Origin of the sequence: Bacteroides sp. ZJ-18 (assembly GCF_011038705.2) — a bacterium.
GTDB classification, from domain to species: Bacteria; Bacteroidota; Bacteroidia; order Bacteroidales; family Bacteroidaceae; genus Bacteroides; species Bacteroides hominis.
In genome coordinates this window covers 1529296-1549553 of sequence record NZ_CP072198.1, presented here as the reverse complement: position 1 = coordinate 1549553, position 20258 = coordinate 1529296, and the positions used below count along the sequence as shown (strand labels likewise).

Below are 20258 nucleotides of genomic sequence, written 5' to 3'. Positions count from 1 at the left end.
GGTAAGAGGGCGTGACTAAAACTGACTTTCAGTGACTATAACAGACAGGGTATTCCATAAGATTATTCCATTCCTTTATTTTGTCATGGAATATTAATAATAAAAAATGTCTAATTTAATACGATAACAATATGGAATACTTGGAAAAAAAGAAAGCTGCTCCCGGCAGCATAGACGAAAAGGATTTTATCAGTAAGGTCGCTCAAAAAAGTATGGCGGGCAGGTTTGTATCAAATGAACCTGATATGGTACCGGATATTTCTGATACTGAAAGAAAAGCTCCCACAGACGAAGAGGTTGAAGAGTTTAAAAGAAAATATATGGTTTCCATAACTAAAGGCACTACCTGCAAAACCATATATATTGATGGTAAGTTACATCGGGATATCGCAACTCTGGTCAAGGCTGCAGGGTGTGGCACCATTTCCGGTTTTGTCACTCAGGTGCTGAAAGATTATTTGGAAAAGAACAAAGAACTGATTGACGCTCTGATGGGGAAAGCCTACCAGTCCTGGAAGAAAAAGTAAATGCCTATGAAAAATTCCGGGAAAAAGAAGATAGATCCCCGTCGAATTGATAAACAGGCCATCAGAGAGCTGGTAGGAGGCAAATCCCCGCAACGTATTGTTACCAAGCCTCCGGAAGAAACGGATACGGCAAGTATCGTTTCTGAACAACCTGCCGGACAGACAGAACAACCCGGCAGGATGCCTGATCACGAAACGAAATTTCTTCATGGCATCCGGAGTGAAAAACGTAAATCCCTGCACATTGATGCCAACCTGCATCATCAGCTTTCCTCCCTGATATGGGCTGTCGGATGTGGCGATATCACCATGGAGGGGCTTGTCAATAGACTTCTGACGCAACATTTCGAAGAATACAAAGATGTGCTCAATGCAATGACAGAAGACAGGTAATCTGCTGTCTTTTTCATAACTTGTAATCATATTAATACACCGGAGCAATTCATGGCAGATTTGCGTGAATACGGTTACATAAGACCTTAAGAGTAAAAAAAAACTTTATTGTAATGATCCCTGCCCGGTATTCCGCTTTCGGTTTTCGGGTGGGGATTTTTTTTCTTTCACCGCAATTCCATGAGATATCGTGGGATACAAATCTTCCACTCCGGCACATACGTGCCGATTCTTCCTCGCTCGTCAGAAGGTAACGATCAATGCACATAATCGTATTTTAAAGAGCAAATTTCAACCATCGGTTCCTTCCCTGACAATAACCGACTGCGGATGACTATACATGACAGGCTATTTCATCTTGCCGGCAGAATCTTTTCCTTTACACCGCAAAATATGATACCGCCATCAAGGTTTCAGATTTTACACGATTGCATTATTATCCTTTAAAAATAAAGAAAATGAAAAAAGAACCGTTATTTATTGCCTTTGCCAGCCAGAAGGGTGGTGTCGGGAAGTCGGCTTTCACCGTTCTGGTCGCCAGCATCCTGCATTACCAGAAAGGCTACCGGGTGGGGGTCGTGGATTGCGACGCCCCCCAGCACAGTATCTTCAACATGCGTGAACGTGACATGGAAAGTGTGGAGAAGAGTGATTTCCTGAAAGTCGCCCTCTACCGCCAGCACGAACAACTTCAGAAACTTGCTTATCCGGTCATCAGGAGCGATCCGGAGAAAGCGACGGAGGACGTGCATGATTATATGCGAAAAGAAGGAGCCGAATTTGACATTGTCCTTTTCGACCTGCCGGGAACGTTGCGATCCGAAGGAGTGATTTATACCATCTCTTCGATGGATTATATTTTCGTGCCTCTCAAAGCGGACAATATCGTCATGCAGAGTTCCCTTGAATTTGCCGAAGTTGTCGGGGAAGAATTGGTAGCCCGTCATAATTGCAATTTGAAAGGTGTCTATCTTTTTTGGAATATGATTGACCGCCGTGAGAGAAAAGAGACTTGTCAGGCATGGGATACGGTCATGCGGAAAGCGGATATGAAACTGTTGGATACACGTATTCCCGATACGAAACGCTACAACAGGGAGCTTAGCTATACCCGTAACAATATTTTTCGTTCCACCCTGTTTCCACCGGATAACCGTGAAATAAAAGGTTCCGGCCTTTTGGAACTGCTGGACGAGATCAGTGGGATTGCCGGCTTAAAATCTTCTTCTACTTTATAGTATATGTACAGTATGGAAAATATCAGAAAAAAGAAAAGTGCTTCCAACGGCAGGAAGAAGACAACCGAAGCTCCTGTCACGGGGGAAGAGATAGCAGCCTATGAGGAAATGTTCCTCTGTGATGACCGGTGTGCCTCAAGCAAGTCTTTACATATTAACGCCCAATACCACCGGCGCATCTTGTCGCTGGTTTGCACCACCGGACGAAGCGGAGTGACTGTAGCCGGTTTTGTCAACCGTCTTCTGGAACTTCATTTTGCCGAAAAAGGTAAAGTGTTCGACGCCGTACGGGATAAACATTACCAGTCATTAAAGTCATAAGGCCATGGAATACCTTTTTATTATCCTGTTTATCTATGCCTCTTACCTGAGTATTGAAAAGTATGTCCATACGGGCGACATTTTCACATGGAGGGGCGGAAAAGGCAAAAAGGAACGTCCGGCTGCACCTGCCGCCACGCACCCGGAAATCCCCGTGCCCGAAGCGGAGATCATAGGTAAGAGCCGGTACCGGATGCGACAATCACTAACAATGGATGACAATAGCGGACAGCCTGAATCCGGCATGGAAAAGAGTGATACCTTTACTCCCGAAAAGAAAACAGAGCCGGTTCTTCAAGTGCACGAAACCCTTGACAAGCATACGAAATTCCCGGAAGTTCCGGCTCCTTTTCAAAGACTGAATTATCCTGAAATCGACTATATACACGAAACCTCTCCTTCTTCCGGTGAAGAAAAAGAGGAGATTCCCGAACGTTACGAAATCACAGGATACGTACAGCGGAGCAATCCCCACCGGGCAACCGGTGTCACCTTTGACGATATGGATATGATTGAGAAAGCAATGTCATCGGACGGACTTACGGAAACGGAACAGGAACAGGCCCGGCAGACCTTCCAGAAGTTGGAAGGCACGAATATGGAAAGAGTCCTGCAGGCGAGTGTTCTGGGCAGCAGCGACAAACTCAAACGGTATATGCGCTTGTATGTGGATAAGGGTGAACCCCATTTATTGACAGGAAAAAATAAGGACGACATCCTCCGGGAATTTGATATCACGGAGCATGTGCCTACAATAGATAAAAAATAAGTTAATGGACAAGAGACCGTATTTTGATTCCGGTTGATCCGGGAATAGTGAGTTTTTAAAACGTAGTATATAACCCTTTAAAAAAGAAGATATGAGAGGCTTCTATGATTCCGGTTGATCTTTTCCCCTTACCGGAGCGAACATTCAAAACAAGTAATTAACCTTTTAAAAACGGAGGTATCTATGATTGGTTACTATGACTCAGGTTGATCCTAAAAAACACATCGTGGTTGCAAGCAGTGAACCGCAGGAAGTTTCCTGCGGTTCATTTGAAAGGAGTTTTTTATTCACATTTAATTAGTAGATTATATATGAAAAGACATTTTAAAAAGACGGTTGCACTTATCGCATGAATAGCTGTTGCCACCCTGAGTGCCTATGCAGAGGGGAACGGAAGTGCCGGTATCACAAAGGCCACATCCATGCTGTCCAGCTATTTCGATCCGGCTACAAAATTGATATATGCTGCAGGAGCTATTGTGGGACTGATAGGCGCGATAAAAGTCTACTCCAAGTTCTCGTCCGGCGACCCGGACACCGGCAAAGTTGCCGGGAGCTGGCTTGGAGCCTGTGTTTTCTTAATTGTCGCCGCGACCGTCCTGCGTTCCTTCTTCCTGTAATATAGACGATTATGCAATACAATATCAACAAAGGGATCGGACGTAGCGTGGAGTTTCACGGCTTGCAGGCACAATACCTGTACTTCTTCGTAGGAGGCTTGCTTGCCATCTTCCTGTTGTTCGTCATCTTCTATATGATAGGTATTGACCGGTGGGTCTGCATCGGCTTCGGTGTCCTCTCTGCTTTCGGGCTGATCTTCGGGGTGTTCCACCTGAACAAGAAGTATGGTCCCAATGGCTTGATGAAGCTTACCGCAGTTAAATACCACCCGTTTTATATCATCAATCGCAAACGTATATCCTCCTTATTTAAAAAACGCATTTATGAGAAATATATTAAAAGCCGCAACGCTGGAAAGTAAGTTTCCTATCCTGTCCGTGGAAGAAGGATGCATCCTCTCCAAGGATGCGGATGTGACCATCGGCTTCAAGGTCTTCTTGCCGGAACTGTTCACAGTTACTTCCGCAGACTATGAATCCATGCACGGCACATGAACAAAGGCAGTCAAGGTGCTGCCCGCTTACACGATAGTACACCGACAGGACTGGTTCCTGAAAGAGAATTATAAGGCCGACACGCAGAAAGATGAAATGAGCTTTCTGGATCGTTCTTTTGAACTTCATTTTAATGAACGGCCTTTCCTGAATCATTTTTCCTACCTTTTCATCACCAAGACAACCAAAGAACGGAGCCGCAAAGAGAGCAACTTCTCCATCCTCTGCCGGGGAAATATTATCCCGAAGGAAGTCCGGGACAAGGATGTGGTCAGCCGGTTTTTGGAAAGTGTCGACCAGTTCGAGCGCATCCTGAACGACTCGGCCTTTATCCGTCTGGAACGGTTGACCACCGATGAGATTGTCGGCACGCCGCAACAGGCCGGATTGATTGAGAAATACTTTTCTCTTTCACAGCAGGACACAACCACGCTGAAGGATATACAGATGAGCGCGTCCAAGATGCGCATCGGGGACAATATCCTCTGCGTGCATACCCTTTCCGATGTGGACGATCTTCCCGGCTCTGTCCAGACAGATACCCGGTATGAGAAATACTCCACCGACCGTAGCGACTGCCGTCTGAGTTTCGCTGCTCCGGTAGGACTGATGCTCTCTTGTGATCATATCTACAACCAGTTCCTGTTCATCGACGATTCGACAGAAATCCTGCAACGCTTTGAAAAGACGGCACGCAACATGCATTCACTCTCCAAGTACAGCCGTGCCAACCAGCTCAACAAGCAATGGATCGATGCCTATCTGGACGAGGCGCACTCTTTTGGTTTGACTGCCATCCGTTGCCATTGCAATGTCATGGCGTGGTCAGACAGCCGGGAGAAGCTGAAAGTAATAAAGAACGATACCGGTTCGGCTCTGGCACTGATGGGATGCAAGCCCCGTTACAATACCATTGACGCACCTACCCTGTACTGGGCCGGCATTCCCGGTGGTGAGGGTGACTTTCCTGCCGAGGAGTCCTTCTATACGTTCATCGAGCAGGGAGTCTGCTTCTTTACGGAAGAGACGAACTATGCGGATTCCCTGTCGCCTTTCGGCATCAAGATGGCAGACCGGGCAAACGGGAAACCTCTACATCTGGATATCTCGGACGAGCCGATGCGCCGGGGTATCATTACCAACCGTAACAAGCTGGTCATAGGGCCTTCCGGTTCGGGCAAGTCGTTTTTCATGAACCACCTTGTCCGCCAGTATTGGGAACAGAATACCCACATTATATTGATTGATATCGGGAACAGTTACAAGGGTTTATGCGACCTGATCCACCAGCGTACAAACGGGGAGGATGGTGTGTATTATACGTATAGTGAAAAACACCCGATAGCTTTTAATCCCTTTTTTACCGCGGATAAGGTCTTTGACCTGGAGAAGAAAGAGTCCATTAAAACACTGATTATGTCGCTCTGAAAGAGGGATACGGAAGTCATCACCCGTGCCGAGGAGGTAGCCCTTTCAATGGCGGTGAACCTCTTTATCGAAAGAATAAAGGGCGGTAAGGAGCCGGTTCCTTCCTTCAATACCTTTTATGAGTTCGTTCAGGAAGATTTCCGGAAGGTACTGGAAAAGAAACACTACCGTGAGAAAGATTTCGACCTCACTAATTTTCTCAATGTCCTGGCTCCCTACTACAGAGGCGGAGAGTATGATTACCTGCTGAACTCGGACGAGCAGCTCGACTTGTTGAACAAACGCTTCGTGGTATTCGAGGTGGATTCGGTGAAGGATCACAAAATCCTTTTTCCGGTGATTACGGTCATTATCATGGAGGCTTTCATTAACAAGATCAGACGGCTGCATGGCATCCGGAAGATGATCGTCGTGGAAGAGGCATGAAAGGCAATCGCGCGTGAGGGTATGGCGGATTATATCCGCTACCTTTATAAAACAGTCCGCAAACATTTTGGGGAGGCCGTAGTGGTCACGCAGGAACTGGATGATATCGTCTCAAGTTCGATTATCAAGGACACCATTATAAATAATGCCGATTGTAAGATCCTGCTGGACCAGCGCAAGTATATCAATAAGTTCGACTGCGTACAATCCCTGCTGGGATTGACCGACAAGGAAAAAGGACAGATTCTGTCTATCAATCAGTCTAATGATCCGGCAAGAAAGTATAAGGAAGTCTGGCTGGGTTTGGGAGGCGTGCAGTCTGCGGTCTATGCCACGGAGACCTCCGTTGAGGAGTACCTCACTTATACCACGGAGGAAACCGAGAAACTCGAAGTTACACAGATGACGGAGAAGCTGGGCGGCAATATGGAACAGGCCATCCGTATGTTGGCCAAGGAGAAGAAAAAGAAAAAATAACCCGTAAAATAAAGAAAGAATGAAAAGAAGAATTTTAAGCATATTGTTTGTACTGCCGGCTTTCATGGCAAACGTACAGGCGCAATGGGTAGTGTCCGATCCCGGAAATATGATTCAGGGGATCGTGAACAGTGTCAATGAGATAGTGGAAACTTCAGAGACGGCACAGAACGCCCTCTCCACATGAAAGGAGACCTCCAAGATATTCGAACAGGGCCGGGAGTATTATGATAAGCTGCGCAAGGTGAACGACCTGATCAGCGGCAGCGAAAAAGTAAAAGAGTCCGTATTGATACTCAGCGACATCTCTGAAATCTACGTGAAGAATTACGGCAAGATGCTCACCGACAAGAACTTCAGCCAGCGGGAGCTGAACGCCATTTCATCCGGTTATAATACTATTATGAAAAAGAGCAGCCGGAGTATTGCCGAACTGAAGAATATCATTAATCCCACCGGCATGTCCATGAACGACAAGGAACGCATCGACCTGGTGAACCGGGTCTACCGGGAGATGGTACATTATAAGGAGCTGGCCAATTATTACACCCGGAAGAACCTGCACGTATCCTACCTGCGTGCCAAGGAGAAGAACGAACAGCAGCAGGTATTCGACCTGTATGGCAAGGACGAGCGTTACTGGTAGTCACTCAATCTAAAATAAGAATAGTATGTTATTAATGTCTGTTTCATTTGAAAACATGCATCAGATTCTCCGGGATCTGTATGATACGATGATCAAGCTCTGCCACCCGATGATGGATATGGGAATGGCACTTGCCGCCTTGGGAGCCCTGTTTTATATCGCCTACCGCGTCTGGCAGTCACTCTCCCGTGCCGAGCCGATAGATGTCTTTTCAATGCTCCGGCCCTTCGTGCTGGGAATCTGTATCCTCTTTTTCGACGTGATGGTGCTGGGCACTCTGAACGGTATCTTCAGCCCCATTGTGCAGGGAACCGGAATGCTGCTCCGCGACCAGACTTTTGATTTGCAGAAGTACCAGCAGGAGAAAGACAAGCTCCGGGCGGACATGATGGCAAAGACCGCGATGACAGGACGTATCTTCGCTTCCAATGAGGAGCTGGACGCTGAACTTGACAATATGGGTTGGAGTGAAGAGGAACATACCGCTCTACAGACTATGTATGAGGTTTCCTATGCCTTTTCCCTGCAGGGGATCACCCAGATGATCATGCGCAAACTACTGGAAATCCTCTTCCAGTCCGCTTCGCTGGTCATCGACACGATCCGTACCTTCTTTTTGATTGTACTGAGCATTCTGGGGCCGATAGCTTTTGCCCTGAGTGTGTTCGACGGTCTGCAGAATACGCTCATCCAATGGCTGGCACGCTATATCAGTGTTTATCTTTGGCTGCCGGTATCAGACCTTTTCGGGGCGATGCTCGCCAAGATACAGACGCTTATCATGCAGGAGGAGATGAAGCTGATGGCTGACCCGATGAGCATCATCGACGTGGACGGTTCTTCTGCCATCTACCTGATATTCATGATTATTGGTATCATCGGGTATTTTTGTGTCCCGACCGTATCGAACTGGATCGTTCAGGCAGGAGGCATGAGTTCTTACAATCGTAACGTAAACAATACGGCATCCAAAGTGACCAATGTGGCAGGTGCTGCGGCAGGTGCTTCAACGGGGAATGTCGGAGCCATATTGTTGAAAAAGTAGAAACTTAATAAAAACAGGAATTATGGAATTCAAGAGTTTTAAAAACATCGAATCCTCGTTCAGGCAGATACGCCTGTTCACACTGGTCTTTCTGGGTATTTGCGCCTCGCTGACCACGTATGCTATCTGAAAGTCCTACCTTTTTGCCAGTCAGCAACGGGAGAAGATCTATGTATTGGATCAGGGCAAGTCGTTGATGCTGGCGTTGTCGCAGGATGCGGCATTGAACCGTCCTGTGGAAGCCCGTGAGCATGTACGCCGCCTGCATGAGCTGTTCTTTACGCTGGCTCCCGACAAGGCGGCCATCGAGTCCAATATCAACCGTGCCATGTATCTGGCGGACAAGAGCCTGTATGGTTATTACCGGGACTGGAACGAGAAAGGGTATTACAACCGGCTGATCAGCGGCAATATCAACCAGACCGTCCTTGTGGACAGCATGCAGTGTGATTTTGACAACTATCCCTACCGGATCACCACTTTTGCCCGGCAGATGGTTATCCGCAGCAGTAATATCACTGAGCGTTCCCTTGTCACCCGTTGCTTCCTGCAGAGTGTAACCCGGTCGGATAATAATCCGCAAGGCTTTATGGCGGAGCGTTTCGAGATTCTGGAGAACAGGGATATAAGGATCGTTGAACGCTAAAAAGAACAGGATAATGAAAAACAGAAAGATAAAAACAGAAATCGGCGAAAAGCTGAAGGACGTTTGTGAAAGCCTGTCAGAGAAAGAACGTAAGGGAGTGCTGATCGGTATGCTGGTTATCAGCACGATCCTGTGTGGTATCACGGTAACCCGTGCCTTCGGACGTTTTCTTTTTCACGCCACACAAAAGGAGTTGCCCTTTGACAGGAATACGCCGGTGGATTCACTTCACCGGACTGATAAAGACAGTATAATGTTTCACCCTAAAACCCGCGAATAATGGAAGATAAAGATTTGGAAAAGCCCGAAGCGGCAGAAGAGGCAGTGGTACAGCCGGAAACCGGCAGAGCCTTGCAGGACGAGCCGGAAAAAGAGAAAAAGGTGCTCACACCGGAAGAGATGGAAAAAAGAAGGAAGTTCATTGTGATTCCGGTCTTTGTACTGGTGTTCCTGGGAGTCATGTACTGAATATTCGCTCCATCCGGTAAGGAAAGCGGGACGGAAGCTCCCGGCAACTCCGGGTTCAATGTGAATGTCCCGGAGCCTACCACGGCCAAACTGGTGGATAAGAAGACCGCCGCTTATGAAAAGCTACAGGCGGAAGTGGAAGAAGGCAACCGGATGAAATCACTGGAACAGCTTGCCGGGGCATTGATGAATGAGGGAAAGACCTCGACCAGTGAAAAAGAAAAAGCCGGCGACAAGTTGCAACAGTCCGTCGATACCTACGAGCAAATTTCCAGCCAGTTAGATGATTTCTATGGGACTCCCGGAGAAACTCAGAACAGTGATCTGGAGAGGAAAGTGGAGGAGCTGAACAAAAAGCTGGAAGAAGCGGAAAAAGAAAAGAACCGGACGGCTTCCCGTGAAGAACTGATGGAGCGTTCCTACAAGATGGCGGCAAAGTATCTGAATCCGGATAAGGATACCATAAAAGAAGAAACAACCGGAGAAGAACTGCCGGAACCTGTTCCGGTACAGCGGGTGGAGCATCAGACAGCCTCCGGCCTTTCACAGCCGGTCACGGATTCCGCTTTTATCGCTTCGCTGGTAGTTGAAAGGAATTACGGATTCAATACGGCTGTGGGCAGCAGCTACCAAACGGGGACGAATACCATCGCCGCCTGCATTTCGGAGAATCAGACCACCCAACAGGGAGGCAGGGTAAGACTCCGGTTGCTCCAACCTCTGCAAGCCGGAAACATCACCGTTCCTGCAAACAGCCTGGTTACGGGTGCTGCGGTCATTCAGGGAGAACGGCTGGATATCCTGATCAGCAGTATCGAGTATGCCGGGAATATCATTCCCGTGCAGTTGGCGACTTACGATGTAGATGGGCAGAAGGGGATTTTCGTTCCCGGATCGGAGACCCGCAGTGCGGCAAAGGACGCGGCAGGGACGGTCAGCGAGAGCATGGGAAACAGCGTTTCGTTTGCACGTTCTGCCGGACAGCAGGTGGTGATGGACCTGACGCGCGGAGTCATGCAGGGCGGCACGCGGTTGATTGCCGGACGGGTTCGTGCGGTAAAAGTGACACTGAAAGCCGGGTATAAGGTACTGTTGGTCCCCAAAAAACAATAACGGATTTATTCACTTCAATTAATTAAAAAAGATAAGACAATGAAAATAGTTATAGCATTTTTGATGGCTGTTCTGACCTCGGTATCCGGTTTCGCACAGGAAGAAAGACCGGTAAATCCCGTCAGGATTCTGACGGCGGGCCAGCATATCACCCCTTATAAAATAGAGGTCACTTTCAGCAAGACGGTGCACATCCTTTTCCCCACGGAAGTGCGCTATGTAGACTTGGGCAGTAACAACATCATCGCGGGAAAAGCCGACGGGGTGGAGAATGTGGTACGCGTGAAGGCGGCTGTGAAGGAGTTTCCGGGGGAGACGAACTTTTCGGTTATTACGGGAGACGGTTCTTTCTTTTCATTCAATGTGGTTTATAAGGAGGAGCCTTCCACGCTGAATATCAACATGGACCAATGGATAAACCCGGACGGAGGGGATAAGAAAGGAGGCAGTTCCATCCGTGTCACGGAGCTGGGTGAGGAAGATCCCACGGTCATCGCCAGCGTGATGTACACCATCCACCGGCTGGACCGCAGGGACGTGAAGCATATCGGATGCCGACAGTTCGGGATGCAGGCTCTTCTGAAGGGTATTTATGTACATAAGGACCTGATCTTCTTCCATGTTTCCCTGACGAACAACTCCAATGTGCCTTTCGATGTGGATTTCGTGCGGTTTAAAGTGGTAGATAAGAAGATTGCCAAAAGGACGGCTCAACAGGAAACTTATATTGAACCGGTACGCACGCTCAATGCCCTGACACGCATTGAGGGAAAGAGCACGGGACGGATTGTGTATGCCTTTCCAAAGATTGTCATTCCTGACGACAAGTTACTGGAAGTGGAAATTTACGAGAAAGAGGGAGGCCGTCACCAGCGGTTCTATATTGAGAACAGTGACCTGGTGGATGCGCGTATTGTGAATGAATTAATCGGGGAATAATCATGAAAAGAGTTTTATTTATTATGTTATGCATTTGTCTGCCCTTCGTGGCAGGCAAATCCTTTGCCCAGCGTTACCTGCCGGGGCAGAAAGGTATTCAGCTTACGTTAGGCGGTGTAGACGACTTCGGTTCGAATGTGAAGCACCTGCATGGTAACTTCCAGATCGGACTGGCTCTGAGCCGGTACAACTGGAACCATTCCCGCTGGCTGTTCGGGGCAGATTTTGTGAAAAAGCACTATTCCTATAAGGACATTGCAATCCCCAAAGCGCAGTTTACCGGGGAGGTCGGTTATTTCGTGCCGTTCTTCTCGGACCGTGGCAAGAACGTGTTCTTCTCTGCCGGTCTTTCCGCTCTGGCGGGTTATGAGGCGACCAACTGGAACCGTAAGCTGCTCTATGACGGGGCGACTTTAAAGAATGACGGATGCTTCATTTATGGTGTTGCCCCGGCTTTCGAGATGGAGGCCTTCCTTTCCGACAGGCTGGTTTTTCTTTTCAATGTCCGAGAGAGGATATTCCTCGGATCATCCGTGGGGAATTTCCACACGGTGGTAGCTGTCGGCGTCAAGTACATTTTCAATTAACAGTAATAGTATGGAACAAGGTAATTGGAACGTGGACCAGATGCTTCACTGGCTGGATATCAAAATAGACCGGGAAGAACGGGACATACGTGAACAAAGCAAGAAGATGAATGAGAATTTTCTGCACTTTTTCGAATGGGATGCGGAGAGTCTGTACAAATCCCACTATATGTCCGGGTGTTATAAGAAACTCCGACAGACGGTGGACGAGGCAAGGGACATTGATACGGTTCGGAAGATTGTTAAGGACAACGCCGCTTACTGTGAAAGCAAACTGTTGAACGGCCAGGTGGATTATAGGAGTTCCAGCCGGACAACAAGTGTGGCCCATTTCCTGAAGTTGGAGTGTATGCAACAGTTGGTAAGGGATTACCGGGAATTCGCGAATATCCTTGCACAAACGCCTCCCAAAGAGAACCTGCAACAGGCGGCAACTAAAACAGCGAAGAAAGAAGAACCGCCTGAAAGAAAGGTAAAAACGGGCATCAGGCGTTAGCCGTTACCGGATTCAAGTAGATTATTCATTTAGTAATACGTAAAATCATGAAGATAAAATTAATAATTAGTAGCATCATGCTCACAATGCTTTGCCTGTTGAGTAGTTGTGATGATAAATTGGAAGTGCAGCAGGCTTACGATTTCTCGTTAACATCCTGGTATCTCCAGAAAACCATTTCCCCGGATGAAACCGTGGAGATTCGTCTGACACTCAATCGTAGCGGAAACTATGAGGAAGCCGGCTATCAAATCGGTTATATACAGATGGAGGGCAGCGGCGAGGTGTACGATAAGAAGAAGGTCTATCTGGTGAACCGGGAGATGCAACCGTTGGATTCGATAGCGGAGTTGGATGACAGCGATCCCTGCCGCCAAGTATTCACGCTCTTCTATCATAATCGAAGCAGCAAGAATGCGGAGATTAAATTCGTGATAGCGGATAATTTCCATCAGGAAAGAGAACTGGATATATCCTTTCAGAGCGAAACTGAAACGGACATGGAACTATAAATCGGACAACAATGGATAAAAGTGATTTAAGGATCGAACAGTTGCAGCAATATCTTGACAAGAAGAAAGGGGTTGTGGAAAGCGATATAAAAGAGTATAGCGCGCAACTGGCAAGCAACTATCTTCATTTCTTTGACTGGCATGCCGATGACTTGTATAAGGCCTGTTATATGGATAAGAATTATAAGGCCATTCAGGAGGCGATTGATGCCGCTGAAACGCCGAAGGATATTGAAGGGATTTTGAAGCGTTGTACCCTGTATATAGAAGATGATCTCCTAAACGGTCCGCTTGTCAAGAAAAGTACCAGCCCGATGTCGAATATGGCCCATTCCCTGGAGATAGAATGCAAACAGAAATTGCTGAAGGACCTCCGGTATTTAAACAGGCTTCTTCAGAGTGAGACTGTAAGTGAAAGGATAAGGCCGCAAGAAGCACCCCGACAAGAAATTGTGCCTGTGAAAGAAAAGAAGAAAACGGGACCACGGTTGAGATAGTATCAATTGAAAGCAATAAAAAAGCTACTGAAACAAAAATTCAGTAGCTTTTTTATTTATCCCGGTCTTATATTCCGGCTATACCAGATAAGCCTCAAAAAGATAATGTATGAATAACCGGCCCTTTTCCGTCCAAACGGTCAACATGGCCGTGCCGGTTTCTCCTGTGCGGCTTTCCCATACATGGGTCCGGGTTGCCGTATAGCCTTGATTCTGATAAGGATCTTTGAGCAGCCATTGACCGGATTGACGGAACTGGATGCCTGCCCATCGAAGCCGTTTGTTCAGCATACCGGCAGTCATTCCCAATTCTTTCGCTATCTGTGTGGTCGTGTAGGTGCTTTGGGATTGGAGGACTTTGTCATAATACTGAACTTTTGGGGCCTGTAGCTTGAGTTTCAGGATAGCATAGTTGTTCTCCTTCTCCAATGCTGAAATACGGCTGTCTCGCTCTTTTATACGGTTCTGTGCGAGCAATACGGCACGCGCAAGCAGTTCATTATCCGTTTCGCCGTTCTTCTTAAGAAGATAGCCACCGTTCTTTAGTGTTTCGGGAACCAGTTCATCAAATATCCAGCTTTCGAATTTCTCGGCGGAAAGCAGCTTGCTACCGGCAATCAGCCGGTATACGTTCCCTTCGCTGATGTACTTGATTTTCTGGACGGCACTGCGTGTGGGGGTGTCGTAAACCACGACGCCCATTGGTTTACAGTGTCTTACGACGGCATCTCGCGGATTGGAGTAGCCAAGTGCGGCGGCAACATCCGAGGCGCAGAACCATATTTTCCCGTCAATTTCCAGTGTCCGGATGCGTCCGAACTCGGGATGTTCAAATATCGATACTTTATTCATGAATGTTTAATTTATAGGTTTCTTCTATTGCTTTAAATATCTCGTAGACTACCTGGGGGACGATGGCGTTTCCGTATCCTTTGATGGATTTTTCTCTTCACTGAGAAAAGGTAATACCGTCCAATTTGGAGGAAAACCCATCATCTCGGCCACAAACAGGGGATTGAGTTGGAAACTCTTTCCAGTCCGGGCGAAGAAATCGGGAAGGCTGTTCTTTTCCGGTATCCGACCTCTCTTCTCCAGACTCTCCAGACTTGCCGCACCCTTCCAGTCCCTCGCTGTCGGAGTGGGAATCATCTCTTCCCGAATCCATTGGGATATGACTTCTTCAAGATTCCCCTTGTTCCGGTTGGCAAGCTCCGGGCTGTTCAGATTGCATCCGTTTATCAGATTGGCTCTCGGAGTGGGCAGCAGTTCCACCATTTTCCCCAATCCTACGCTCCAACACTGTCCTTTCCGGTTGACTTTCCGTATCTTCCCTTTCGGACTCATTATGATCCGGTCATCCTTCCCGATGATGGTTCCCACATCCGCATCGCTGGCTACCGGAGTGGGCAGAAGTCCCTCACGTATTATCTCCGGCAGTCCCTGCTGGCGGCTGTTCGGTCCTCTCAGTTTGAAGTCCTGCGCCGTTACGGTGGGCAATAAACCAAACCCTATCCCGTCGGTGAGGCGCGCCGACGCCACAAGCCGGTATAAGTACCGGCTGGACGGAATATCCTTCACGTTCAAGATCACGGCAAATGGTTTCAACAACATATTGCTGCCGCCTTGTAAATACAGGCTCACTCTCTCCGAATAGAGTGGATTGACTTCCCACTTCAGTCTCCTGACCGGGCTGTACCATCGTGAGGATGCCAGCAACGTTTTCAACAATGACCCAATCGGGCCTGACCTCTTGTATGACTCTGAGCATCTGAGGCCAGAGATAACGGTCGTCCGCTGCTCCCTTTCTTTGGCCGGCGACAGAAAATGGTTGACAAGGAATCCCTCCTGTAAGAACATTGATTTTTCCTCTTCATTCTCTGAAATCAGTCGTTCTGATGTCAGTATAACTTTCTGCATCTTTAAACCAGTAATTTAGAATAGTATTACAAAAATCGTCTATCTCACAATGGAAGGCATTCTGCCATCCCATTCATTCGGCTGCCAGGTCGGGGGCACCGAATCCGCTGAACAGGGAAGCGTGTACCAGACGCTTCCGCTGTTTCTTTTCCTGTTCTTCTTTCATTGTTATTCATTATTTAGAGGTTCGAGATTCATTACTTTCTTGTCAATCTTGCGATAGACACTCCCCATCTCCAGCATATTCTCCAATCGGAGCAGGTCGGTAATTTCATAGACGGTCATCCCTTTCTGCGTTGTAAAGCGGATATATCCTTTCTGTCGCTGTATCTCTACTTCTTCGGGAGTCATGTGCAGGACTTCACAAATTTCCTGCAAGGTCAGGGTAAGGCTTACTTCCTTAACCATGTAGATGTAAGTCAGAATGTTCAGCATCTGGAGGCATTTGCGGTGTGATTTGACGAGTGCTGCGAATTTGTTTCGTTCAATGACGATTACTTTACTTTGATTTTCCATATGAATTTTTATTTATGAGTTAATAGAATCGGATATAAAATCTTCTTGTTTGCATTCTTCTCTTAGGAATTTATGCACGTCCGAGGCCCAGAAGTAAATCTTGCCGCTAAGTTTAAAATAAGGGAGTTTGCCCGAATTACGCCAGCGGATCAGGGTACGGTCGCAGACTTTCAACATCAGCCGCATGTCCCGACTGTCCAGCATTTGCTTGCCGTTGAAACTAGTTACTGCTTCCAGAGCCGTTTCCAACTTGGCAATCAGTTTTCGTTGTTCCTCAAAGTTTTCCTTTATCATTGCTTTGAGTATCTCAATATCATTTCTGTTCTCTTCCATACAATATTCTTTTGTTCCAATGGGTTATTTTTCTTTCTTCGGTTGCAAAGTTTTCAAAAATGGGCATGAAAAAATAGGGCTGACGGTTACCGCCAGCCCTATTTTTTCTTTGTAACTTACTTAATATCAATGTGGATTTTTAGAATTTTCTTTGTTCCTTCATAAAAAGAAATGTCTTTTTATAACGTAATTTTAGACTCAAAAAAAGATTTTCTTATTTATGGATTATTCTGGAATAAACAATAGTTCATAATCTTTCTTTTATGACTCATAATTATTTAACTATTTATAGATTGTATATAGGAAATGTGAGAGACTTTTCAACTATATCAATGATTTCCTCTTTCTACATCAACATCTATCATCTTATATAGATTCTTTAAAGATATTATGAAGAATACTGCATACAAATATTCGCAGGATTACATACGCCTCACCTTGTGTATAATAATATTACTAACAGCTCAATTAATTTTATATTTCAATATTATAATTTTTATTTAAACAGATTTTTCTTTTCCCCAAAAAGGTAATGCAATTTTACTATTGTCAAAATCATTATCAACGACAATTGCAGCAGAGTATCGAGCTCTGGTAATTGCTACATATAATTTGCTTTTAGTCACAGCTTTGAGTTGATTCTTTCCACTACGCAAAAAATCAAGAATAGGTGTTGTTGGGTATATTAGTGAACTATCTGCTTGTAAGCCTTTAGATTCACCATAATTATATGTAGTTTCAGTCTTTATTGTAGGCTTCTGAAGTGAATCCCATACTAGAGAAATGGGATTGTACTCTGTTATATAAGTTAGGATATCTTCCTTTTTCAAAAGGAACATACCTGTTTTACGAGAGTATTCTTCCCGGCGTTTGTTGCATTGTGCGCATTTACAAGAATCGGATTTTGGGTGATCACTACTCACTTTTGAAGCAAAATCGCATATTTGTTGAACACATCTATGCGACAGATTTAGTGTTGTTGTATCGATATCGGCATATATTTTTCGTTTTGTATTTACTTTTTCTGTTATATATAAATTTATCTTTCCATTATATTTCTTGTTTTTAGGACATGCGGATGTTGAATATGTGTGTTGTCTTGGGTCACCACACAAGATACATTTTATTTCTGATTGTGATCTTAGTATCACTTTTATTATCTCAAAATCCCATCCCGATAAATCCTGTGCTTCATCAATAAATATTGCATCAGCAATGTTTGAAAGTCGTTCTAATAATGAAATAGGATTGGTTTCATAACATTGATAAGCAAACTCACTGAGTTTATCTGAATACAAATTTCTTTGTTTGTTATCCAAGAACTTTTCAATAGGGGTATGGTAAGTTGTGAAAGTTCTACCATCTTTTGTCTTAATAACTCCAGATTGGCCTTCAACATAGACCATCCCTATATGATTATCATACAGAATGTTAATGACAGAGCCTTTGAATGGCCTTATCCAAAAATCTAAAAGAAAAGTATACCATCCAACAACTACAATTGCCTTGGGTATATATCCGTATTTTTGAATGATTCGCTCTTTTATATTTTCTTGATTCTTCGACGTATATGTGACTATTATAAGATATTTACCTGCATCTACAGCTCTGTCGAGGGACTGGTAAACTTGTTCAAGGATAAAGGATGTTTTACCTGAACCTGCTGCTGCAATATATACCTTACTATTTCCCATTATTCTTTAATCCAATTAACAGCATTAACAATATAATCAGGCACAGAAAAATCTAATTTATCAACTTTATTTAGCAGTTTAAATGCCCATTCGGTTTTATTGTTTTTCATAAAAGCAGCCAAATCAGCTTCAGTGTCATTAGGTTTCTTATGCATTCTGATTGCATCAGATAGTTCTTGGATTTTTCTTTGATTTTTTCTGATAAAAGAGGGTTCCAACGTATTTAGCGTTGTATCGTTTTCCGTATATATGGAAACATTTTTAGGCAGGATTTCCAAACCTCTTTGCTTTTTCAGACTATCAAGGTCCTTTCCGTCATTATCTGTAATAACAGCAACTTTTTTTTGAAACGGAGAAACTATGTTAACATATTCTTTAAATCCAACTCCTTCTACAGATATAACTTCAATATTATCATCAAATGGATGACGCCCATATTGTCGATAGTAATAATAAGTTAATACCATTTCATCCGTAGGACCTTCTACTAATATTGCAGAATTGCACAGTATTAGTCTCAATGTCGGATAGTTAGATACCTTTGTGAAAAATTTAAATTTATCTTTATCGTCATTCTGAATTTTTTGAGTTTTTATTTCGCCATTTTCATTTTCTATAAGAATAAGATTCGCTAAGTCAAGCTTGTTTGCTATAAAATTATTATGCGTCGTTATTATTAACTGCGTATTTTGAGCATTGATGTTCTCTTCTATCTTACTAATGAGTTCATACATCTTTGTATGGGAAAGATGAGATTCAGGTTCTTCTATAATGATAATTTTAGGTTTATCAGTTTGATGATTTTTATCAATAGAAAGCATCGTCTTTAAAATACAGAGTTCGCCAGCTCCAATTTGTTCAATAGGAATGTTCTCCAAAAAAGGACAAAGAATATCACGCAAAATAATTTTAGAGGTTATGTCGATAGAAACCTCCAAGTTTTCTCTTTCTTGTTTGAGTCTTGTGTTTATTTCTGTGATATTTTGTTGTTCCTCAAAACCTTGTTTAAGGTATCGAAGACTAGACTTGATTTTGGTGAAATCATTATCACCGATATATTTTCTTAATAAATGTGCAATGTATTGGTTAGACGATGAATTGAAATAATTCGAGGAAGAATCAACAAGCTGTACATAGTAGGGTATAAGGAGTTGCTTAACTGGTTTGTCAGAAAACCAATTTCTTTCAATCTTATAATATTCGCAAGGAATATGGATACACGTTTCTTTTTCAAGTTCATACAATTCTGAATATGATTCGTCATCAAAACATATTTTGAGTTGTAGTCCTCTTGATAGTGTATGAAGTGTATTATTAGTACCAGAAAATTCATCTTTCTTAGTGTCAAAAAACACTTCAATAGTAATTATCGGAGGAACTTTATCTACTTTGAATTGTTCTACAGCCAAAGTATGAAAAAGATAAGGAGTCACTTCGAGTTTGTTAAGTCCATATCCTAATGCAAGCGATAATGCTTCAATGATTGTGGATTTACCTACACCATTATTTCCAACAATGATATTTTTAAAATCATTGAAGGATATATCTGCTTTTTTTATTCCTTTGAAATTATGTATAATAAGTCTCTGAATCATTTTTTAATAGAATTTACTGGTTATTACGCAAAAGTAACTATTTTGCAACATTTATCGGCCCTAAAAATGAAAAAATATAGACCATTCTCTATTATTACAATAAATAATGCAATTCTCTCATGCTTAATAAAATACATCTAATATTTCATTTTATATTCTTATACTAAAAGAATTGCATTACTCTCTATTACTTAGTTGTATTGTGCTGCATTCATTATACAACTCTATTTTCTGAATGCTTTTTCTTCTTCATAAGATGATGTGCAGTAAAATAGATAGTACTATTTTCCCACACAAATGCTAACTGAGAATTATGATGATGAAAGATACATAGTAGAAAAAACTAGCAATTAATAGTCAACCCTTCTTGAAAAAACACTCTGATTAACTTGTAACCACCAAAAACATTGCTTACCTTTGCGTTAGAGAGATATTTGAAATTATGCAGAGCAATGCAATGTGTAGCTGGACTTTCACTACTATATCGTTACCTACATCTTTATAAAAACACTTTTAATCGCTGATTTATAAAAGATTAAAACGAACTACACGCTTTTTTA

General features: G+C 44.2%; 22 protein-coding genes and 3 pseudogenes. 19 read left to right on the top strand and 6 right to left on the bottom strand.

Annotated elements, in window-relative coordinates; all coding sequences use genetic code 11:
* Positions 1 to 131: 131 nt before the first annotated feature.
* From G7Y45_RS06210 to G7Y45_RS06120, 19 genes and pseudogenes are all read left to right on the top strand, one after another.
* Positions 132 to 527: a DUF3408 domain-containing protein gene (locus G7Y45_RS06210; protein ID WP_165016264.1), complete on the top strand. Its 396-nt coding sequence runs from the start codon at positions 132 to 134 to the stop codon at positions 525 to 527.
* 6 nt (positions 528 to 533) lie between these two features.
* Positions 534 to 920, top strand: coding sequence for a DUF3408 domain-containing protein (locus G7Y45_RS06205; protein WP_165016266.1), 387 nt, complete (start codon positions 534 to 536; stop codon positions 918 to 920).
* A 458-nt stretch (positions 921 to 1378) separates the two neighbouring features.
* Complete coding sequence (locus tag G7Y45_RS06200; protein ID WP_165016269.1) at positions 1379 to 2158, top strand: ParA family protein; 780 nt, start codon at positions 1379 to 1381, stop codon at positions 2156 to 2158.
* A 12-nt stretch (positions 2159 to 2170) separates the two neighbouring features.
* Positions 2171 to 2479 (top strand): DUF3408 domain-containing protein, encoded by a 309-nt coding sequence (locus tag G7Y45_RS06195; RefSeq protein WP_165016271.1) that lies wholly within the window; start codon positions 2171 to 2173, stop codon positions 2477 to 2479.
* A 4-nt stretch (positions 2480 to 2483) separates the two neighbouring features.
* Positions 2484 to 3248, top strand: coding sequence for a hypothetical protein (locus tag G7Y45_RS06190; protein WP_165016273.1), 765 nt, complete (start codon positions 2484 to 2486; stop codon positions 3246 to 3248).
* Positions 3249 to 3601: 353 nt separating this feature from the next.
* On the top strand, positions 3602 to 3868 hold the full coding sequence (locus G7Y45_RS06185; RefSeq protein WP_165016417.1) for a DUF4134 domain-containing protein: 267 nt from the start codon (positions 3602 to 3604) through the stop codon (positions 3866 to 3868).
* A gap of 11 nt (positions 3869 to 3879) precedes the next feature.
* Positions 3880 to 4230 carry a DUF4133 domain-containing protein gene (locus G7Y45_RS06180; RefSeq protein ID WP_206265649.1) on the top strand — a complete coding sequence of 117 codons (351 nt, stop codon included), beginning with the start codon at positions 3880 to 3882 and terminating at the stop codon, positions 4228 to 4230.
* Positions 4193 to 6694 (top strand): annotated as a pseudogene (locus G7Y45_RS06175) (TraG family conjugative transposon ATPase). Before G7Y45_RS06180 ends, G7Y45_RS06175 begins: the two are co-directional and overlap by 38 nt.
* A gap of 19 nt (positions 6695 to 6713) precedes the next feature.
* A pseudogene (locus G7Y45_RS06170) lies at positions 6714 to 7340 on the top strand (DUF4141 domain-containing protein).
* Positions 7341 to 7365: 25 nt separating this feature from the next.
* Positions 7366 to 8385, top strand: coding sequence for a conjugative transposon protein TraJ (gene traJ, locus G7Y45_RS06165; protein ID WP_165016281.1), 1020 nt, complete (start codon positions 7366 to 7368; stop codon positions 8383 to 8385).
* A gap of 22 nt (positions 8386 to 8407) precedes the next feature.
* Positions 8408 to 9031, top strand: a pseudogene (gene traK, locus G7Y45_RS06160) (conjugative transposon protein TraK).
* Between the two features lie 13 nt (positions 9032 to 9044).
* Positions 9045 to 9311, top strand: a complete 267-nt coding sequence (locus G7Y45_RS06155) for a hypothetical protein (protein ID WP_165016283.1) — start codon at positions 9045 to 9047, stop codon at positions 9309 to 9311.
* The gene (locus tag G7Y45_RS06150) at positions 9311 to 9499 is read left to right on the top strand and encodes a hypothetical protein (RefSeq protein ID WP_165016285.1); all 189 of its coding nucleotides are present in this window, start codon (positions 9311 to 9313) and stop codon (positions 9497 to 9499) included. Before G7Y45_RS06155 ends, G7Y45_RS06150 begins: the two co-directional genes overlap by 1 nt.
* Complete coding sequence (traM, locus tag G7Y45_RS06145) at positions 9500 to 10612, top strand: conjugative transposon protein TraM (RefSeq protein ID WP_165016421.1); 1113 nt, start codon at positions 9500 to 9502, stop codon at positions 10610 to 10612.
* A gap of 39 nt (positions 10613 to 10651) precedes the next feature.
* Positions 10652 to 11551 carry a conjugative transposon protein TraN gene (gene traN / locus G7Y45_RS06140; RefSeq protein WP_165016287.1) on the top strand — a complete coding sequence of 300 codons (900 nt, stop codon included), beginning with the start codon at positions 10652 to 10654 and terminating at the stop codon, positions 11549 to 11551.
* Positions 11552 to 11553: 2 nt separating this feature from the next.
* Positions 11554 to 12138, top strand: coding sequence for a conjugal transfer protein TraO (locus G7Y45_RS06135; protein ID WP_165016289.1), 585 nt, complete (start codon positions 11554 to 11556; stop codon positions 12136 to 12138).
* Positions 12139 to 12148: 10 nt separating this feature from the next.
* Positions 12149 to 12634 carry a hypothetical protein gene (locus tag G7Y45_RS06130; protein ID WP_165016291.1) on the top strand — a complete coding sequence of 162 codons (486 nt, stop codon included), beginning with the start codon at positions 12149 to 12151 and terminating at the stop codon, positions 12632 to 12634.
* 47 nt (positions 12635 to 12681) lie between these two features.
* Positions 12682 to 13146 carry a TraQ conjugal transfer family protein gene (locus G7Y45_RS06125; protein WP_165016293.1) on the top strand — a complete coding sequence of 155 codons (465 nt, stop codon included), beginning with the start codon at positions 12682 to 12684 and terminating at the stop codon, positions 13144 to 13146.
* A gap of 11 nt (positions 13147 to 13157) precedes the next feature.
* The gene (locus G7Y45_RS06120) at positions 13158 to 13643 is read left to right on the top strand and encodes a hypothetical protein (RefSeq protein WP_165016295.1); all 486 of its coding nucleotides are present in this window, start codon (positions 13158 to 13160) and stop codon (positions 13641 to 13643) included.
* Positions 13644 to 13721: 78 nt separating this feature from the next.
* Here the strand turns inward: G7Y45_RS06120 and G7Y45_RS06115 are convergent, their stop codons facing one another.
* The 6 genes from G7Y45_RS06115 to G7Y45_RS06090 all read right to left on the bottom strand — a co-directional run bounded on the left by G7Y45_RS06115 (position 13722) and on the right by G7Y45_RS06090 (position 19698).
* Positions 13722 to 14495 carry a phage antirepressor KilAC domain-containing protein gene (locus G7Y45_RS06115; RefSeq protein WP_165016297.1) on the bottom strand — a complete coding sequence of 258 codons (774 nt, stop codon included), beginning with the start codon at positions 14493 to 14495 and terminating at the stop codon, positions 13722 to 13724.
* Between the two features lie 565 nt (positions 14496 to 15060).
* Positions 15061 to 15483 carry a DNA cytosine methyltransferase gene (locus G7Y45_RS19935; RefSeq protein WP_241159004.1) on the bottom strand — a complete coding sequence of 141 codons (423 nt, stop codon included), beginning with the start codon at positions 15481 to 15483 and terminating at the stop codon, positions 15061 to 15063.
* Positions 15484 to 15728: 245 nt separating this feature from the next.
* Positions 15729 to 16076 (bottom strand): hypothetical protein, encoded by a 348-nt coding sequence (locus G7Y45_RS06105; protein WP_165016299.1) that lies wholly within the window; start codon positions 16074 to 16076, stop codon positions 15729 to 15731.
* 12 nt (positions 16077 to 16088) lie between these two features.
* Positions 16089 to 16409, bottom strand: coding sequence for a helix-turn-helix domain-containing protein (locus G7Y45_RS06100; protein WP_154030298.1), 321 nt, complete (start codon positions 16407 to 16409; stop codon positions 16089 to 16091).
* A gap of 500 nt (positions 16410 to 16909) precedes the next feature.
* A complete protein-coding gene (locus tag G7Y45_RS06095) occupies positions 16910 to 18103 on the bottom strand; it encodes a UvrD-helicase domain-containing protein (RefSeq protein ID WP_165016301.1) in 1194 nt (397 codons plus the stop codon).
* A complete protein-coding gene (locus tag G7Y45_RS06090) occupies positions 18103 to 19698 on the bottom strand; it encodes an ATP-dependent endonuclease (protein ID WP_165016303.1) in 1596 nt (531 codons plus the stop codon). Before G7Y45_RS06090 ends, G7Y45_RS06095 begins: the two co-directional genes overlap by 1 nt.
* Positions 19699 to 20258: the final 560 nt, after the last annotated feature.

Bases quoted from the DNA above. Each gene is read 5' to 3' on its own strand.
- G7Y45_RS06155 (WP_165016283.1), top strand. From the start codon at position 9,045: ATGAAAAACAGAAAGATAAAAACAGAAATCGGCGAAAAGCTGAAGGAC.
- G7Y45_RS06115 (WP_165016297.1), bottom strand. From the start codon at position 14,495: ATGAATAAAGTATCGATATTTGAACATCCCGAGTTCGGACGCATCCGG.
- G7Y45_RS06125 (WP_165016293.1), top strand. From the start codon at position 12,682: ATGAAGATAAAATTAATAATTAGTAGCATCATGCTCACAATGCTTTGC.
- traJ (WP_165016281.1), top strand. From the start codon at position 7,366: ATGTTATTAATGTCTGTTTCATTTGAAAACATGCATCAGATTCTCCGG.
- G7Y45_RS06190 (WP_165016273.1), top strand. From the start codon at position 2,484: ATGGAATACCTTTTTATTATCCTGTTTATCTATGCCTCTTACCTGAGT.
- G7Y45_RS06180 (WP_206265649.1), top strand. From the start codon at position 3,880: ATGCAATACAATATCAACAAAGGGATCGGACGTAGCGTGGAGTTTCAC.
- G7Y45_RS06210 (WP_165016264.1), top strand. From the start codon at position 132: ATGGAATACTTGGAAAAAAAGAAAGCTGCTCCCGGCAGCATAGACGAA.
- G7Y45_RS06120 (WP_165016295.1), top strand. From the start codon at position 13,158: ATGGATAAAAGTGATTTAAGGATCGAACAGTTGCAGCAATATCTTGAC.
- G7Y45_RS06135 (WP_165016289.1), top strand. From the start codon at position 11,554: ATGAAAAGAGTTTTATTTATTATGTTATGCATTTGTCTGCCCTTCGTG.
- G7Y45_RS06200 (WP_165016269.1), top strand. From the start codon at position 1,379: ATGAAAAAAGAACCGTTATTTATTGCCTTTGCCAGCCAGAAGGGTGGT.
- G7Y45_RS06095 (WP_165016301.1), bottom strand. From the start codon at position 18,103: ATGGGAAATAGTAAGGTATATATTGCAGCAGCAGGTTCAGGTAAAACA.
- traN (WP_165016287.1), top strand. From the start codon at position 10,652: ATGAAAATAGTTATAGCATTTTTGATGGCTGTTCTGACCTCGGTATCC.
- G7Y45_RS06105 (WP_165016299.1), bottom strand. From the start codon at position 16,076: ATGGAAAATCAAAGTAAAGTAATCGTCATTGAACGAAACAAATTCGCA.
- G7Y45_RS06090 (WP_165016303.1), bottom strand. From the start codon at position 19,698: ATGATTCAGAGACTTATTATACATAATTTCAAAGGAATAAAAAAAGCA.
- G7Y45_RS06205 (WP_165016266.1), top strand. From the start codon at position 534: ATGAAAAATTCCGGGAAAAAGAAGATAGATCCCCGTCGAATTGATAAA.
- G7Y45_RS06100 (WP_154030298.1), bottom strand. From the start codon at position 16,409: ATGGAAGAGAACAGAAATGATATTGAGATACTCAAAGCAATGATAAAG.
- G7Y45_RS06130 (WP_165016291.1), top strand. From the start codon at position 12,149: ATGGAACAAGGTAATTGGAACGTGGACCAGATGCTTCACTGGCTGGAT.
- G7Y45_RS06150 (WP_165016285.1), top strand. From the start codon at position 9,311: ATGGAAGATAAAGATTTGGAAAAGCCCGAAGCGGCAGAAGAGGCAGTG.
- G7Y45_RS06195 (WP_165016271.1), top strand. From the start codon at position 2,171: ATGGAAAATATCAGAAAAAAGAAAAGTGCTTCCAACGGCAGGAAGAAG.